Consider the following 17,046-nt stretch of genomic DNA (forward strand, 5'->3'; position numbering starts at 1 on the left):
TAACAAAGGATCATCACATGCAAAACAGCTCCGTTTTATCGGTCAAAGATCTTAATCAAATAGTTAAAGATTTACTTTCTGATGCGATCGGACAGGTTTGGTTAGTGGGAGAGGTTTCTAACTTTTCGCGCCCTTCATCAGGGCATTGGTATTTTTCATTAAAAGATGATAGCGCACAAGTGCGTTGTGCCATGTTTCGCAATAGTAATTTTCGTGCTGGTTTTACTCCACAAAATGGGCAACAAGTTTTGGTTAGAGCAACGGTAACGCTGTATGAAGCGCGTGGTGAATATCAACTGGTGATTGATAAAATTCAACCCGCAGGTGCAGGGCTATTACAACAAAAATTTGAACAGTTAAAGAAAAGGCTATCTGATGAAGGGTTATTTGATGCCATTTATAAAAAGCCACTACCCGAAAATATCCGCACCGTTGGGATTATTACCTCCTCAACGGGAGCCGCGTTGCATGATATTTGCCAGATATTAAAACGTCGTGATCCAAGTTTGCATTTGATTATCTACCCAACACAGGTACAAGGCAGTGAAGCGGCAGGGCAAATTGCTAAAATGATTCAAATTGCCAACATTCGTCAAGAATGTGATGTATTAATCGTTGGGCGAGGCGGTGGCTCGCTTGAAGATTTATGGTCATTTAATGAAGAAGTGGTGGCAAGGGCTATTTTTGCAAGCCAATTACCTATTGTCAGTGCGGTTGGGCATGAAATTGATTTTACCATTGCCGATTTTGTGGCTGATGTCAGAGCCGCAACACCATCTGCTGCGGCAGAATTAGTTAGCCAAGATAGCTTAGCTCAAGTAAAACGCCTACAAGTTCAAGAACAACACCTATCTATGGCAATGGATTACTATTTAATTCAGTGTCGTGAAAAACTCAACAAATGGCGTCATCAATTACAAACTCAACACCCACAAGCAAAACTAGCAAAACAGCTAAATATGTTACTAACTTATCGCCACACATTATACGACAACATTCAGCAATATTTGCTCAGACAGTCAAACCGCCATAATCAATTAGACAAACGATTATCGCGCGTCTCACCGCAAAATAAGATCCATTATTTACAGCAACTTGTTGGCCAAAAGCAACAACAAATTACTCATTTAGCACAACAAAAACTGACTCAATCTCAACATCAATTTGTGTTACAAACCTCACAACTTAACAGCGTTAGCCCACTGGCGACACTTGAACGAGGTTATTCAGTTACGACCAACCAAAACAAAGCAGTGGTTCGTTTTTCTGAGCAAGTTACTGTGGGTGAATTAATTATAACAAGGTTAAAAAAAGGAAAACTCATTAGTCAAATTACAAAAATTGATGAATAAAATTATTTTGCAAATCAATATCTACAAGGCATAATAATGACAAATTTATTGGAATTTGATTATTACTAAGTAATAAGTCATAAGGAGTGATAATGAAAAAAGTGACCTTAATGGTAATGTTAATATCTTGCACATTAATATTACAAGGCTGCGTTGCTGCCGTTATCGGGGTAGGAGCAGGGGCCACGGCAAAAGTTGCCACAGATCCTCGTACAGCAGGTACTCAAGTGGATGATACAACACTCAATTCACGTATGAGTATGAAAATTAAAGACAATGGACCTTTCTTTATTGGATCGCGTGTTATTTCGAGTACTTATAATGGCAACATTCTTTTAACTGGGCAAGCAAATAATGAACAAGCTGAAAAAGCTGAAAGTCTTGCTTATCAAGTTGACGGGATAAAAAAAGTCTATAATCAAATTCGTATTGGTGAACCTGTTGGCGCCGGTACAATTACCAATGATGCTTGGATAACAACACAAGTTAAATCTCAATTAATTTTAAATGCGCAGACAAAAGCACGCAATATTAAAGTTGTTACTGAAAATAGCGAAGTATTTTTAATTGGTATTGTCACATCAGAAGAAGGCAAAGCAGCGGCTGAATTGGCAAGTAAAGTCAATGGTGTGAAAAAAGTCATCACACTATTTACTTATATTGAAAACTAACCAATACCGAAAATATACTAAAAATAGGGGCTAATTAGCCCCTTTTTTTATGTGATCGATTTAATACGCTCAATTAATTTTGCAAGTCCTTGCAAACGGGATTGACTGAGTTCGTCAGTAATTTTTAATTCATGCAAAATCGATTGAAAATCAATAGCAGCAATTTGCTGTGCTGTTTTGTGATTAGCAATAATGATTAAAATTGCCAATAACCCTTTCACAATTCGCCCTTCGCTATCGCCGCTAAAAATATAGGTATTATCGGCCTGCTTTTGATAACTAAGCCAAACTCGATTTTCGCAGCCATTGACTTGGTTCTGCTCTGTTTTTTGCTCGTCAGGAAAATCAGGCAATTGCTTTGCTAACAACACTAACTGTCGATAACGATCTTGCCAAGTATGTTGCTTTGCAAATAACTCGGTTAAATTTTGCTGTGATAGCATAATATTGACCTATTTATGGTTGACTATTTTGTAAAAAACTTTCAGGAGTCTATACCGTTTAGTATAGAATTACACCAATATTTCAATTGCACTTTGCAACTCTGAAATAAATTTATCCACATCTTGCTGATTATTATAGGGCATTAATGATAGACGAATCGCACCATGGCAACCTAATTTATTTATTAAAGGCTGAGCACAAAGCTCACCAGTGCGGATGGCAATATTTTGTTCACTTAACAAAATAGCAATATCATTATGATGAATATTGTTGATATTAAACGTGATAATTGGGCTATTATCCACACTATAAAATTGAATATCGGTCAGTTGGTTTAGTTGTGATTTAGTATAGAAAGCTAGCTGCTTTGTGTAGTTTTCTGCTTGCTTATTATCCCAACTTTTTAACCATTCAAGTACTGCGTTAAAGCCAAGAATGCCTGCAATATTGGGGGTGCCTGCCTCAAATTTATAGGGGAGATCTTCTTGAATAAAATCATCAAATGAGGCGCTTTTTAGCATTTTACCGCCACCATGCCAAACCGACATTTGCTCAAGTAAAACCTGCTTACCATATAAAACACCAAGACCCGTTGGTCCATACAATTTATGGGCAGAAAAAGCATAAAAATCAATATTTAATTGCTGAACATCAAGCGCATGATGAACAATACCTTGAGCACCATCAACAACTAAAATAGCATTATGTTGATGAACAATGTGGCTAATTGTCGCTAAATCAGGGCAAAATCCAGTGACGTTTGACATTTGGGTGATGGCAACAATTTTGGTCTTTACTGACAGTAGCGATGATAATTCATCAATATCTGATGACCATTTTATGACTTTAGCACCTGTTTGCTTAGCAATAATTTGCCAAGGTAATAAATTGCTATGATGCTCTAACTCACTCACAATAATTTCATCATCAGGTTGTAGCAACGGGCGAGCATAGCTTTGTGCGATTAAATTAATTGATTCGGTTGCACCCCGTGTCCAAATAATTTCAGCACTGTTGTTGGCATGAATCAAATCAGCAACATTTTGCCTTGCCTTATCAATTGTTGTTGTGACTTGCAAAGCATCTTGGTACAAACTACGTTTTGCGGTGGCTGTATTTTGTGCATAATATGCAAGTGTTGCATCAATCATCACTTGTGGTTTAAGTGCAGTTGCAGCCGAATCCAGATATACGCTTTCATCATTAAGCGCAGGAAAATCTCTTCTAAATTGCTCAGGCACAAAATGCTTATTGGGTAAGTTCAAGTCCGGCAATACCATTCCAGTAACCATTACAATCCCGTTTATGTTCAATTTGTAGTGGATTTAATCCATCTTCATTAGCTTTGAACTGTTTGACAATATCGAGCGTTTCAAGACCAAGTGGTGAAATTCTAACAATATCCACTAATCCTTTCATCTCTTTGAGATTATTGCCCAAGTTATAACAATAACCACTTTGGGTCTGAATACCATTTAGCACAAATACTTTTTGCTGTTCTTGCGAGAACACTTCCCGCCCAACAGGATAGTTAATGCAACAAGTTTCACATTTATCTTTAGGCTTGTCTTCTGATCGAGCGGTAAAACAACGTGCTGAATAAGCTAAAGGTAAATAACCGTAACTGAATACTTCAACTTCAAAATTTCGCTTAATATTTAAATTTTCAAACTGATTAAGCACATTGGTTAACCAATCACGAGAAAGCTCAACCGGCATACACCAACGTACCATTCCTTGTTTTTGTAATAATTTTAAAGTTAAGGCGTTATAACAGTTAATGGCAGGACCTGCAACAAACGGTAATTTATGTTCTTGCGCAATATTAATGGCAGCTAAATCATTTGCTTCCACTAAAAAATCACCATTATTGACCAATTGTCGTAAATCGTTTAATTCTGATGGTGCTTCAAGTAATGCTAGGGTTGAAAGTACCACTTGTTTACCCGATTTAGCAATTTCTTTTGCCAGTTCAAGCCAATTGGCAACTTTCATTTCACGACGTTTGGTGCAAACGGTTTCGCCCATATAAATAATATCCGCTTGACTATCTTTAGCGGCATAATAAAAAGCTTCTGTTTCAGTTTTAGGCCAATAATAGAGCACCGGTCCTAATGCGTATTTCATAGTTTTGCTCACAATATTTTTTATGTCAGATCAATTAAATCATTAAGATAATACTTTATCACCTGCATGTATTGACAAAAAACAGAAGATATAAAAAGCGAAATATTACCTTAAAACATATATTTTTTAATTATTTAGGTAGATAAATTACGTTATTGCCATTTACGGTGATAAGCGCCTAATGTTGTCTGTGTCCCTTCTGAAACAGAGCCAAGCGTATCCATCCAGCTTTTTTCTGCTTGGAATGACTCAGGATTGGCTTTATAACGATCGATGGCTTGGCGCCACACTTTTGTCACTTGCTCGACATAAGCAGGACTACGTTGACGACCCTCAATTTTAACCGAGGCAATATTAGCAGCAAATAGCTCAGGTAATAGCTCAATCGTATTTAAGCTGGTTGGCTCTTCGATAGGATGGTAAAGCTCTTCACCAACAAAATACCGTCCTTTACATAGCGTTGGGTAGCCTGCATTTTCGCCTTTTTTATGGCAATCAATTAACACATTATTGAGTCGTGACTCAAGTCCTTTATCGGTCTCTTCCCAGCGAACAAATTTAGCTGGCGAACAAGCCCCAACAGTATTGGGTGATTCACCAGTTAAATACGATGATAAATAACAGCGTCCTTCCGCCATAATGCACAAGCTACCGAAAGCAAATACTTCAAGTGGAACAGGAGAAACTTGAGATAATTGTTTGACTTGATGCATCGAAAGTACACGCGGTAACACAATACGATGTACCTGAAAATTGTTATAGTAAAACTTAATCGACTCTTCATTAGTCGATGATGCTTGCACCGAAACATGACGTTCAAGATCAGGGTACTTTTCAGCCGCATAATCAAGCATAGCAAGATCAGCAATAATTAACGCATCAGCCCCAATATTGGCTGCAGTATCAACCGCATATTGCCAACGCTGAAAATTTTCAGGATGGGCAAAAGTATTAATGGCAATATGTAATTTTTTGCCGCGTTTATGTACATAATCAGATGCTTCAATCAAGCGCTTCTCGTTAAAATTCAAACCAGCAAAATGGCGGGCATTGGTATCATCTTTCAAACCAATATAAACAGCATCAGCACCGTTATCGATAGCCACTTTTAGTGACGGTAAAGATCCTGCTGGGCAAAGAAGTTCCATAATTATTCCTAACTTTAGTTTGGTCATTTATACGCAGTGTATTATGCAATAATTCTGAAAGTAATGCGAATGGAAAGCAACAGGGTTAGCTAAAAAAACAGCAGACGCGAGTGTATTGTATAACGTTGCTTGACCGTAGTCTGATTTGAATACTAATACACACTTGTTTGATTAGTTTTTATTTTTAAAATAAGACAACATATAGTTAAACACATATTGATGCAATTTTGAATAACGATCTTTTTTAGGGTGACACAGCAACACCTTCCAATCAATGGGATCGACAAAACGCCGTTCGACAATATTATGATTCGAATAAATATCCAAAATAGGCGAAGGTAGAATAGTCAAAAACTTCGAATTTGTGGCAAGTAATAACAAAAAATCCCATGATGCTGACATGGTACATTTTTGTGGTTGAATATTGTATTCACCGAATTTTTTCATCAATTTATGGTGAATCATAAAACTTGGTTCAAAAATGGCCAGCATCTGATCATTTAAATCTAACCATGTTAATTTTTCTTTTTCGGCAAGAGGATGCTCACGATGAAAAAAAACTGACAATTCACTTTGTTGTATTAAATGTTCATCAATAATAGAAGGATTGATATTAGTTGGATCAAGTAAAATAGCAAAATCCAGCTCATCAACCATAAACATACGACCTAATTCGTACGCGCCTTTTTCGATAATTTCGACTTCAATATTGGGGTGGTTAATAATCAAATCAGCAATAATATCAGAAAACACCGCTCCCAAAATCAATGGTGGTATTCCGATTCTCACTTTACCTTTTAATTGCCCTGCATCTTCCCGAATTGCTGTTAGCATTGAATTATATTGTAATAACAGCTGTTTAACTTGCTCATAAAAGAGTTCACCAGTTGGTGTTAAACCTTGTAAACGGCCTTTATAACGTTCAAACAAATCGACCTTTTCTGAATCCTCAAATTGTTTAATAAATTGACTCAAAGCTGGCTGAGAGATGTAAAGCCTTTTAGCCGCTAAAGACAAATTAAAATCCGCCTTCACAATTGCAACAAAATATTGAAGATGCCTGATATCCATACTTTATTATCACTTTTCAACGTTAAATAACAACACATTCTATAAGATGAACTTATAGATACTATAATAAACCAGTCTTGGACAAAGATAAATCCTTCACTTAGCATAAGTTAAATTTATTGTTTAGGCTAAAAAGGATGATATCGTATGAAAGAAGTTGTAATCGTATCTGCTGTTCGAACACCGATTGGTAGTTTTGGTGGCGTATTTAAAAATGTATCTGCTGTTGATTTGGGGGCGACGGCGCTGAAAGAAGCGATGGACAGAATCTCCCTTAACCCTAGTGAAGTTGACGAAGTCATTTTGGGCAACGTATTGCAAGCAGGGCTAGGGCAAAATGTTGCAAGACAAATTGCCATCAAGGGCGGCGTGCCTGACAATGTATCGAGTTTTACCGTTAATAAAGTGTGTGGTTCCGGTTTAAAAACGGTACAACTTGCTGCTCAAGCTATCGCAAGTGGTGAGGCTGACGTCGTTATTGCTGGTGGGGCCGAAAGCATGAGCTTGTCACCGTATGTCATGCCCAATGTACGTTTTGGTCTAAAAATGGGCAATGCACAAATGGTTGATACCATGATTAACGATGGATTAACCGATGCTTTCAACCACTACCACATGGGCATCACGGCCGAAAATGTTGCTGAACAATACAATATTACACGAACCGCTCAAGATGAATTAGCTTTTGCTAGCCAACAAAAAGCTGCAACCGCACTACAAAGCCAACGATTTAAAGACGAAATCGTACCAGTATCTATACCCAACAAAAAAGGGGAGCCAACTGTCATTGATACAGACGAATACCCAAAACCCAACACAACATTAGACAAATTATCTGCATTACGCCCAGCCTTTAAAAAAGATGGTACTGTTACCGCAGGTAATTCATCGGGCATTAATGATGGGGCTGCAATACTTATTTTAATGAGTCGAGAAAAAGCAGAAAAATTAGGACTTGAACCACTTGCCACCATCACCAGCTCGGCATCGGCTGGTGTTGCTCCAGATGTGATGGGCATCGGCCCAATTCCTGCTACGCAAAAGGCACTGCAAAAAGCAGGATTGACTGTCGACGATATTGATTTATTCGAAGCTAACGAAGCATTTGCCGCACAAGCACTAGCCGTTTGTAATACCTTAAAATTGCCAGCCGAAAAAGTGAATGTCAACGGGGGCGCTATCGCCTTAGGGCACCCAATTGGTGCTAGTGGTGCTCGAATCTTAATTTCACTTATTTACGAAATGAAAAAACGTAATGTAAAAAATGGTTTGGCTACACTTTGCATCGGTGGTGGTCAGGGTATTGCAATGGTTGTTTCTCGATAAGGACTGGAGGCGTTATGGATAAAGTAGTAAGTATTGAACAGGCGTTATCTTTGATTAAAAATGATACAGTCATGATGGTAGGCGGATTTATGGCAAACGGATCACCTGAAATGCTGATTGATTTTTTATGCCAACAAAACATCAAAGATCTAACATTAATTTGTAATGATACTGGCTTGATCGACAAAGGTGTTGGAAAAATGGTGATGCTAAAACAATTTAAAAAAATTATTGCATCTCACATTGGACTAAATAAAGAAACAGGTAGACAAATGAATACCGGTGAAACCGAAGTTGAACTTGTTCCACAAGGCACGCTAGCCGAACGTATACGATGTGCAGGCTATGGTTTAGGTGGTGTTTTAACACCAACGGGCATAGGAACATTGGTCGAGCAAGGCAAACAAAAAATCACCGTTGATGGTAAAGATTATTTACTTGAAAAACCATTATTTGCCGACGTTGCTTTATTGTATGCAGCAAAAGCTGATCGTGCAGGCAATCTCATTTATAAAGGCTCAATGAATAACTTCAATAATGTCATGGCTAGCGCAGCCAAAACAACGATTGTTGAAGTAGGAGAAATTGTTGAAGTTGGTGAACTTGACCCACAAGAAATAGCCACACCAGGGATTTTTGTTGACTACATTGTAAAAGGGAGAAGTTGCTAATGGATAAAGAACAATTACAAAATTATATTGCAAAACGTGTTGCTAAAGAGTTACATGATGGTGATATTGTTAATCTTGGAATTGGTTTACCGACTCGTGTTGCTAACTTTATTCCCACAGGGATTGAAATTATCTTACAATCAGAAAATGGCTTTTTAGGACTAGGTCCAACCCCATCAACAGACGAAATCGACGAAAGCATCGTCAACGCAGGGGGGCAAGTTGTCACCATTTTACCCGGTGGCAGCTTTTTTGACAGTGCCACCTCGTTTGGAATTATTCGCGGGGGGCATGTTGATGTTTCTGTACTTGGCGCACTACAAGTAGACCAATCTGGTAATATTGCTAATTATATGATTCCGGGCAAAATGGTGCCGGGCATGGGGGGCGCAATGGATTTAGTGACTGGCGCTAAAAAAGTCATTGTCGCAATGGAGCACACCTCGAAAGGCACACATAAAATTCTAAAAAGTTGCACATTACCATTAACGGCAGTTAATGCGGTTGATCTCATCATTACAGAAATGGGCGTCATCGACGTAACACCAGAAGGGCTCAAACTAATTGAAATAAACCCTGAATATTCCATTGACGACGTTATTGCTGCAACCGAAGCGCCATTAATTATTGCATTATAAATTAGTGTATTATAATTATTGCAACATCATGGCAATTCACTACCAACAAAACCATTCATCACAGTGAGTGGTTTTGTTATTCCACAACGCAAGGTAAGCAATATTTTTATAAAAAACAACAGAAAAAACTTGAATAAAATCAATACATTTTCTGACCGATTTTTAGCGGAAAATCAAGCCTTTTTTTGTTTTGGTGAATAGAATAAATTAAGTGCGCAGGTTTCGGACGTTTTGACCTTTGGTGAATAAAATAGCTACAGTGACCACGTCCGAGTTAGGGAATTAAAGCGAATTCCCTAACAACCCACGCTTTGGCTGCAGAATGTGGCCTTCGGCTACGCTACTCGTATCATCCTGATACTCGCCTCTTCGAGGCCACCTTCGCTATGCTCAGGTGTTCAAATTTGTTCCAGACAAATTTGTCCGCCGCCGCTCGGTCTTAACGCACCGGCTATTATCCGTTCCAGACGGAGAATAGCCTCGCCAAACATCCCTGTTTGGCGTGCTAACTTCGCTCTGTTGTCGGCACATTCTGACGCCGGAACAAGACAAACAGCATAACCTTAGGTGTTTTTTGGTGAGTTTTTTTGTTAAAAAACAACGCAATTACCGCCCAAAAATCGGTCAGGAAAGGTATTGATTTTATTAACGTTTTTATTTATTGGTTTTTAGCTAAAAACCACCACCCAACCCCCTCCTTCCAAAGCACACACGCATAAGCTGACTCATCCTTTAACAAAACTTTACAAATTTTTAACAAAAAAGGTAGCGCATTATTGCTCAAGCGGTTATAATTTAATCGCTTACAAAGCAAGGGAGTGCTCATTATTAGAGCAGTCAGTTATAAAAAATCGAAATAAAACAAAAATTTACTTGACAGGATGATCGAAATGCGTTACCATTTATGGCATCTGGCATCTGGCATCTGGCCTGCCAAACCTATGTACAAAATCTTTTTCAATTTCACCGTAGTCTAAAACAGACACAGTTCTTATTTTCATCAGCGAGGTCATTTCGCGTAGCGAAATGGACGCCGTCATCGAGGTATTTTCAGGCGATGTTTTCGGCGGTTTCTTCGACAACATCCTCGGAAATCTCTTTGGTCAGGTCATCGGCCACATGTTCGGCAAAATTATCGTCGATATCCAAGTGGTTATTAGGGCCGTCATTACTATTCAAACCGAGGTTATTGTTTAAACCTTCATTGTTATCTAAATCGGCATTGTTCTTCGTGGCATTGTTGTTATTGTCATATACACAGGGTTCTGTGGCATTAACGGCACATACATCAAGAGCAATTGAAGGTACTCCGCCATATTTAACGTTTGATGGGGGACAGACAAAGGCAACGGATACAGACAGCTTTTTTGCAATAGAGTTGCCGAATGGTAGAGTTATCAGGCCATCAACTAACACATCAAGTGCTACCAATCCGATAATGTTACCTAGTGGTAATTATACATTTAATGATATTCATATGGTGATACCGTTGGAGGCAAGATATACCACTTTAAGTCGTCTAATGAGCGAAGGGAAGTGGGGAGATGATGATGGAGATGGCCGGGGGGTTAATGGAGGAGTAACAGCATCAGGTATTATATCGTTATCAATAAAGGATAAAGATGGCAGAACTGTTAGTAGTCGTGGTGAGACATTAAGTAAATGTAGTGCCCCGTATAAGGTAACTTTAAGTAGTGCAGGGGGAAGTATAACTACACGATATGGTTTGCCGAATAGTACTACTTTTAGTGAAGGTGCTGCGACGTATTACATCAAGCCGGATTCTTCTGGTGGTTGTTACTTTGTGCAGTACGCAAGGCCGGTTTTGGTCTTTGGTGGTACTGGTAATAGTGTTTCTGTCCCTGGGATTTATAATGTCCGTGACGATTTCAGGTACGCAGGCCCAGCTAGCATATGGAATCCTAATAAGGGTTTTTTAACTCAGTCTACAAATCCATCTTCTTACGACCAAAATTTTCCTACAACGGGTGCTGATGGGTTGTATTTTGACTTAGGGATGCCTACAGGAGTTAATGCAAGTCAGTTGACATGGTCTGTTGTCACGAATGGTGATATAACAGCTACAGTCAATAGTTATGGTAAGGTAACATTGCATGGTCCTAGGGCGAGTAGTGCTCAGATAAATTCAGATAGTCCTAGTCCGCTAGATGTCCCCTCTTTGCCACAGAAGTTTGAGTTGGTGGGTAGAGATAGTAGTGGTAATGAGGTTCGGTATGGATTTGTATTAAAGCAATGGTTCGTCCATCGTAGTAGACGGGATACTCAGTCCAACCAATCCACTTGGTGTAGTCGTTTAGGTTATCGGGTGCCTAGGGTCAGCGATTTAACCAATTCAGTCAGAACTGGTAGTAGTCCTATTTCTGGCGCCTTGCCTCATTCATCTGGTAATTATTACCAGCGTAATATAGGTTCAGGATTTTTCACGGAGTGGGGCTACATGTCCCGTTACGCTGGTGCGGGCTTCGTCTTCAGCGGCTACTGGACAAGCGGTAGCGGTGGGTTCAATGTCTACTCGCACTACGGCCTTGTCGACAGCGGCACTGCTTTCGGCAGCGTCTGTGCTGTTTGCACCGCACCTTAGTTTTTAGCGTTTAGTCCTTAATCCTTGGGCCGCGGGGGCGGTTATGGTGCCAGAGAGGACAATCTAACAAAGAATAAAGCCCCTGCGTAAGTTGGGGCATTTTCCCTTAGGGTTGCGCTGTTGCGGCGAAGCCACAATCGCGCCGCCCCCGCCGCCGACGACGCTGAAAGTGTCGATGGCAATCCTAGTGGATAATGCTGTGGCGGTTTAAATTTGTAGTCTATTTATAGTACGGCAAGGTTTCGGACGTTTTGACCTTGGGTGAACAAAATAGCTACAGTGACCACGTCCGAGCAAAGGGAATTAAAGCGAATTCCCTTTGCAATCCCACGCTTTGGCTGCAGAATGTGGCCTGCGGCACTACTCGTATCATCCTGATACTCGCCTCTACGAGGCCATCTTCGCTGTGCTCAGATGTTCAAATTTGTTCCAGACAAATTTGTCCGCCGTCGCTCGGTCTTAACGCACCGTTTGTGGACGTGCTCCAAGCGCATCACAAACTCGCCAAACATCCTTGTTTGGCGTGCTAACCTCGCTCTGTTGTCGGCACATTCTGACGCCGGAACAAGACAGACAGCATAATCTTAGGTGTTTTTTGATGAGTTACTTTTGTGTTAAAAAGCAATGCAATTACATCCAAAAATCGGTCAGGAAAGGTATTGATTTTATTAAAGTTTTTATGGGGTGATTTTTAGCCAAAAACCACCACCCCAAATCATTCCCCCAAAGTCAGCCAATGTTAGCTGACTTTTACTTAACAAAACTTTACAAAATTTTAACAAAAAAAGTAGCACATTATTAATCAAACGCTTATAATTTAAGCGCTTTTAAAGCAAGGGAGTGCTCATTAGTTGAGCGGTCAATTATAAAAAATTTAAATAAAACAAAAATTTACTTGACAGGATAATCGAAATGCGCTATCATACTTGGCATCTGGCATCTGGCATCTGGCATGCCAAACTTACGCCCTAAATCTTTTTCAATTTCACCGTAGTCGAAATCAGACACAGTTCTTATTTTCATCACCGAGGTCATTTCGCGTAGCGAAATCGGCGACGTTATCGCCAAGGCCGAGACACTTATCTTCTCTATTTAAATTACCAGACTTACTTAAATTATTTAGATTACCTAAAGTGTTGTTCTTCGTGCCATTATTGTTGTCATATACACAGAGTTCTGTGGCATTAACCGCGCATACATCAAGAGTCATTGAAGGTACTCCGCCGTATTTTACGTTTGATGCGGGTCAGGTTAAGGTAACTTCAACGGATAGTTTATTGTCTATTAAGTTGAATGGTAATCGACTTATCACACCGTCGACAAATACATCAAGTCCGACAAATCCGATAATATTACCAGTAGCGAGTGGTTTGGATAATATAAGAACGGTAGTTCCATCATCAGCTAGTTCAGTAAGTTTTAGTGATTTAGTGGATAGATATCTGAATTGGGGGGACGCTGATGGGGATGGTCAGGGTAGAAATGATGTTACGGCATCTGGGAGTGTGTCAATATCATTTACGGATAAGGATGGGAATACTGTTAATCGTAGTGATAGATTAGATATATGTAATGCTCCTTATAGGGTAACCTTAAGTAGTACAGGGGGATATTTACAAACACGGTACGGGGTTCCTAATAGAACTAATTTTAGTGGTAGTACAGTGACATATTATGTTAATCCGTATGGTGGTCCTGTTGTTTGTCACGTAAGGCCGAATTTGTACTTTGGTGGCACTGGTGTTAATATTTCTTTTCCTTGGGGTATGATGTATGACGATTCCAATCAGGCCGGCCCATCTATCATATGGTCTCCTAAAAAGGGTTTTTTAACTCAGTCAATAAGTTCATCATCTTACGGCCAAAATTTTCCTACAACAGGCGCTGATGGTTTGTATTTTGATTTGCTCATAGGTGGAGTTGATGGAGATGGGTTGTCGTGGTCATCTGCCACGACCGCGAGTGGTAGTATAAGAGCAACGGTGAATCAGAGGGCGCTGCCAAACCAAGGCGCAAACGAAGATAGATGGATTACTGATAAATCAAAACGTGTAGTAAGAGTAACGTTAAAAGGTCCTAGGGCAAGTAGTTCTCAGATACAGTCAGCTAATCCTAGTCCACTAACTGTGCCATCTTTGCCACAGACATTTGAGTTAGAGGGTCGTGATAGAAATGGTAATGTAGTGAGGTATGGATTTGTGTTAAAGCAGTGGTTTGTCAATCGGGGTGATAAAGGGGATACATCGTCTAACCAAGTATCTTGGTGTAGTCGTTTAGGTTATCGTATGCCACGGATTAAGGATTTAACTAACGCGAAGTGTGGTGTTTATAATAGTTTCCCATGTAGAAGTGGCATAGATGGAGCCACGCCTTACTCATCTGGTAATCATTACATGCGTAACATAGGTGCTGGTTTTTTCACGGAGTGGGGCAGCATGAATGACTACACTGATGCGGGCTTCGTCTACTTCTCTTATTGGACGGGCGAATCTGTAAGTAGCTATGTGTTATCCAGTGTCTCTTCGTTCAACGGCTCTGTTGAAGCCTATGGTGCCAGCAACTACTTTGCTGTTTGCACCACACCTTAACTTTTATATCTTAGTTATTAATCTTTAGGCCGCGGGGGCGGTTATGTTGCAAATAGAGGATAATCTAACAAAGAATAAAGCCCCCGTGTAAGTTGGCGAATTTTCCCTTAGGGTTATGCTGTAGCGGTTTAAATTTGTGGTCTATTTATAGTACGGCAAGGTTTCGGACGTTTTGACCTTTAGTGAACAAAATAGCTACAGTGACCACGTCCGAGCAAAGGGAATTAAAGCGAATTCCCTTTGCAATCCCACGCTTTGGCTACAGAATGTGGCCTACGGCTGCCCTCCGCCGTCGCTCGGTCTTAACGCACCGTTTGTGGACGCGCTCCAAGCGCACCACAAACTCGCCAAACATCCTTGTTTGGCGTGCTAACCTCGCTCTGTTGTCGGCACATTCTGACGCCGGAATAGGACAAATAACATAATCTTAGGTGTTTTGGGTGAGTTGTTTTTATGTTAAAAAGCAATGCAATTACATCCAAAAAGTGGTCAGGAAAGGTATTGATTTTATTTAAGTTTTTTCTGGCTGTTTTTTAACAAAAACCGCCTTATAAAAACACAATAACCCATCCCAAAAACGATGGTTATGTTATTTTTCCTATTTCGGCGTCAGAATGAGCCGACAACAGAGTGAAATTAACATGCATTTTCTTCAGACATAAAAAAAGCTCGCATTTGCGAGCTTTAGGTTCGATTTTTAATTTTTAATAGAGCTCATTAATTTTTCAATAGAATACGCATTACTAACACAAAGAGTGCGCGAATCAAATTCGTGTGACCAATAATAAAGCCAGTTTTCTAACTCCTCTATATTATATTTTCCTGTAGCGATTCCCACACCCATTTCAACAACTTCTGCATCTGGAGCTTTTAACTCTTGCCCATTTAATAGTAAAAATAGATAACCAGAAAACATAGCTGTTCTTTTATTTGCATTTGCAAAAGGATGATTTCTAATTAAGCTTTCAATAAGAACAGCTGTTAACTTAAAAATATCCTCAGTTTGTTTGTGATACCTGTAAAGACTTGGTCTAGCTTGGGACGATACCTAAGGTATTCTCATCACGAACATATATAGGCTCTTTAGGTGTCTGTAGTTTAATTAGCAATGAATTGATAAGCTTTATATCATCAACTGAAAGAAAAATGATTCCATCAACTATTTCCCCAATTTGTGATACTAGCATTCGTTAAACCTTGGATAATTCTCTCATGGCTTTTTTGTAGCGAGTGAACCCAAAAGCAAAGGCGTTTAAAACTTGCTTATTATGACTACAGTCATTACTTAACGCAGGTTTTGCTTTAATCTCTACATGTTTGTCACGTGGAGGAATGTAAAGACGATCTTCCTTTATTTGTGCGTGACCCATAAATTCACCTCATTAGTTTAAAATAAAAATGGCTGAGAACTAATAAGATCCCAACTTTAGGTTGATTATAAATACCATAAGGTAAAGAGTAAATAAAATTTATACAAATCACAAAAATTAATAGGTGCTATATATTTGACGGCTAATTACTTTCTAAACCACCTATACAGCGGTTTAAAAAACTACAATAGGATATTAACAGCACTTACTGGTACTGGTGGTAATTAAAATAAAATCAATTAGATAATTATAAAAACACAATAACTATCCCAAAAGACGATGGCTATATTGTTTGCCATATTTCGGTATCAGAATGCGCCGACAACAGAGCGAGGTTAGCACGCCAAACAGGGATGTTTGGCGAGGCTATTCTCCGTCTGGAACGGATAATAGCCGGTGCGTCAAGACCGAGCGGCGGCGGCGGACAAATTTTTCTGGAACAAATTTGAATACCTGAGCATAGCGAAGGTGGCCTCGAAGAGGCGAGTATCAGGACGATACGAGTAATTGCAGAGGGTACCGCAGGCCACATTCTGCAGCTAAGCGCGGGATTGCAAAGGGAATTCGCTTTAATTCCCTTAGCTCGGACGTGGTCACGATAGCTATTTTGTTCATCCATGGCCAAAACCTCCGAAACCACTGCACTCAATTTATTCTATTCTCCAAAGCAAAAAAGGCCTGATTTTCCGCCAAAAATCCCTCAGAAAAGGTATTGATTTATAGTATTATGAACTAAATCCACTAATAATAAACTTATACATAGTTTTAGGGTATAAAAGGAAATATTAAATAATGATAAGCCGAATAATGGTTATCGTTAAAGCAGACTTTTTGTGACAGATATGTTTTGAGTAATAAAATAAAAAAAAGGTGCATAAAAGCACCTTTTTTTATTGTGGTAAGTCGATTACTTAATAACTTTAGCAACCACACCAGCACCAACAGTACGACCACCTTCACGAATCGCAAAACGTAAGCCGTCTGCCATCGCGATTGGGTGAATTAATGATACTGTCATTTTGATGTTATCACCAGGCA

The 17,046-nt window shown here is 39.5% G+C and carries 14 protein-coding genes and 1 pseudogene; 7 read left to right on the forward strand and 8 right to left on the reverse strand.

Features of this window, described 5'->3' with window-relative positions; translation table 11 throughout:
• Positions 1–17: 17 nt before the first annotated feature.
• Complete coding sequence (gene xseA, locus GYX25_RS09745) at positions 18–1,352, forward strand: exodeoxyribonuclease VII large subunit (RefSeq protein ID WP_091350476.1); 1,335 nt, start codon at positions 18–20, stop codon at positions 1,350–1,352.
• Between the two features lie 92 nt (positions 1,353–1,444).
• Positions 1,445–2,023 (forward strand): division/outer membrane stress-associated lipid-binding lipoprotein, encoded by a 579-nt coding sequence (gene dolP / locus GYX25_RS09750; RefSeq protein WP_091350478.1) that lies wholly within the window; start codon positions 1,445–1,447, stop codon positions 2,021–2,023.
• A 47-nt stretch (positions 2,024–2,070) separates the two neighbouring features.
• Here the strand turns inward: dolP and csdE are convergent, their stop codons facing one another.
• The 5 genes from csdE to GYX25_RS09775 form a co-directional block, all read right to left on the reverse strand.
• On the reverse strand, positions 2,071–2,466 hold the full coding sequence (gene csdE / locus GYX25_RS09755; RefSeq protein ID WP_174787279.1) for a cysteine desulfurase sulfur acceptor subunit CsdE: 396 nt from the start codon (positions 2,464–2,466) through the stop codon (positions 2,071–2,073).
• A 69-nt stretch (positions 2,467–2,535) separates the two neighbouring features.
• On the reverse strand, positions 2,536–3,759 hold the full coding sequence (gene csdA / locus GYX25_RS09760) for a cysteine desulfurase CsdA (protein ID WP_238786101.1): 1,224 nt from the start codon (positions 3,757–3,759) through the stop codon (positions 2,536–2,538).
• Positions 3,716–4,594: a U32 family peptidase gene (locus GYX25_RS09765; protein ID WP_091350484.1), complete on the reverse strand. Its 879-nt coding sequence runs from the start codon at positions 4,592–4,594 to the stop codon at positions 3,716–3,718. The genes csdA and GYX25_RS09765 overlap by 44 nt, the downstream gene beginning before the upstream one ends.
• A 152-nt stretch (positions 4,595–4,746) precedes the next feature.
• Positions 4,747–5,742, reverse strand: coding sequence for a ubiquinone anaerobic biosynthesis protein UbiU (gene ubiU, locus GYX25_RS09770; RefSeq protein WP_091350486.1), 996 nt, complete (start codon positions 5,740–5,742; stop codon positions 4,747–4,749).
• Between the two features lie 171 nt (positions 5,743–5,913).
• Entirely contained in the window at positions 5,914–6,813 is a 900-nt protein-coding gene (locus tag GYX25_RS09775; protein WP_091350488.1) for a LysR family transcriptional regulator, read from the reverse strand.
• 147 nt (positions 6,814–6,960) lie between these two features.
• Here GYX25_RS09775 and GYX25_RS09780 point away from each other — a divergent pair, with 147 nt between their 5' ends.
• From GYX25_RS09780 to GYX25_RS09800, 5 genes are all read left to right on the forward strand, one after another.
• Positions 6,961–8,139, forward strand: a complete 1,179-nt coding sequence (locus tag GYX25_RS09780; RefSeq protein WP_174787280.1) for an acetyl-CoA C-acetyltransferase — start codon at positions 6,961–6,963, stop codon at positions 8,137–8,139.
• A gap of 14 nt (positions 8,140–8,153) precedes the next feature.
• Positions 8,154–8,810, forward strand: a complete 657-nt coding sequence (locus tag GYX25_RS09785; RefSeq protein WP_091350492.1) for a CoA transferase subunit A — start codon at positions 8,154–8,156, stop codon at positions 8,808–8,810.
• Positions 8,810–9,448: a 3-oxoacid CoA-transferase subunit B gene (locus tag GYX25_RS09790; protein WP_160402390.1), complete on the forward strand. Its 639-nt coding sequence runs from the start codon at positions 8,810–8,812 to the stop codon at positions 9,446–9,448. Before GYX25_RS09785 ends, GYX25_RS09790 begins: the two co-directional genes overlap by 1 nt.
• Before the next feature lie 904 nt (positions 9,449–10,352).
• Positions 10,353–12,050 carry a hypothetical protein gene (locus tag GYX25_RS09795; protein WP_174787281.1) on the forward strand — a complete coding sequence of 566 codons (1,698 nt, stop codon included), beginning with the start codon at positions 10,353–10,355 and terminating at the stop codon, positions 12,048–12,050.
• A gap of 926 nt (positions 12,051–12,976) precedes the next feature.
• Positions 12,977–14,638: a hypothetical protein gene (locus tag GYX25_RS09800; RefSeq protein WP_141683369.1), complete on the forward strand. Its 1,662-nt coding sequence runs from the start codon at positions 12,977–12,979 to the stop codon at positions 14,636–14,638.
• Between the two features lie 697 nt (positions 14,639–15,335).
• Here GYX25_RS09800 and GYX25_RS11095 read toward each other — a convergent pair.
• The 3 genes and pseudogenes from GYX25_RS11095 to GYX25_RS09815 form a co-directional block, all read right to left on the reverse strand.
• Positions 15,336–15,810: pseudogene (locus GYX25_RS11095) on the reverse strand (type II toxin-antitoxin system death-on-curing family toxin).
• 18 nt (positions 15,811–15,828) lie between these two features.
• Positions 15,829–16,008: a hypothetical protein gene (locus tag GYX25_RS09810; protein ID WP_174787282.1), complete on the reverse strand. Its 180-nt coding sequence runs from the start codon at positions 16,006–16,008 to the stop codon at positions 15,829–15,831.
• A 907-nt stretch (positions 16,009–16,915) separates the two neighbouring features.
• Positions 16,916–17,046: EF-Tu C-terminal domain-related protein (locus GYX25_RS09815; RefSeq protein ID WP_446718922.1), on the reverse strand; the 131-nt coding region annotated here is incomplete at its 5' end.

The sequence above is a fragment of the Gilliamella sp. ESL0254 genome (genome assembly GCF_013344985.1).
Classification (GTDB): domain Bacteria; phylum Pseudomonadota; class Gammaproteobacteria; order Enterobacterales; family Orbaceae; genus Gilliamella; species Gilliamella bombicola.

What these genes read in the sequence shown, in the direction of transcription:
- xseA (WP_091350476.1), top strand. Translation starts at nt 18, where the DNA reads ATGCAAAACAGCTCCGTTTTATCGGTCAAAGATCTTAATCAAATAGTT.
- dolP (WP_091350478.1), top strand. Translation starts at nt 1,445, where the DNA reads ATGAAAAAAGTGACCTTAATGGTAATGTTAATATCTTGCACATTAATA.
- csdE (WP_174787279.1), bottom strand. Translation starts at nt 2,466, where the DNA reads ATGCTATCACAGCAAAATTTAACCGAGTTATTTGCAAAGCAACATACT.
- csdA (WP_238786101.1), bottom strand. Translation starts at nt 3,759, where the DNA reads ATGGTTACTGGAATGGTATTGCCGGACTTGAACTTACCCAATAAGCAT.
- GYX25_RS09765 (WP_091350484.1), bottom strand. Translation starts at nt 4,594, where the DNA reads ATGAAATACGCATTAGGACCGGTGCTCTATTATTGGCCTAAAACTGAA.
- ubiU (WP_091350486.1), bottom strand. Translation starts at nt 5,742, where the DNA reads ATGGAACTTCTTTGCCCAGCAGGATCTTTACCGTCACTAAAAGTGGCT.
- GYX25_RS09775 (WP_091350488.1), bottom strand. Translation starts at nt 6,813, where the DNA reads ATGGATATCAGGCATCTTCAATATTTTGTTGCAATTGTGAAGGCGGAT.
- GYX25_RS09780 (WP_174787280.1), top strand. Translation starts at nt 6,961, where the DNA reads ATGAAAGAAGTTGTAATCGTATCTGCTGTTCGAACACCGATTGGTAGT.
- GYX25_RS09785 (WP_091350492.1), top strand. Translation starts at nt 8,154, where the DNA reads ATGGATAAAGTAGTAAGTATTGAACAGGCGTTATCTTTGATTAAAAAT.
- GYX25_RS09790 (WP_160402390.1), top strand. Translation starts at nt 8,810, where the DNA reads ATGGATAAAGAACAATTACAAAATTATATTGCAAAACGTGTTGCTAAA.
- GYX25_RS09795 (WP_174787281.1), top strand. Translation starts at nt 10,353, where the DNA reads ATGGCATCTGGCATCTGGCATCTGGCCTGCCAAACCTATGTACAAAAT.
- GYX25_RS09810 (WP_174787282.1), bottom strand. Translation starts at nt 16,008, where the DNA reads ATGGGTCACGCACAAATAAAGGAAGATCGTCTTTACATTCCTCCACGT.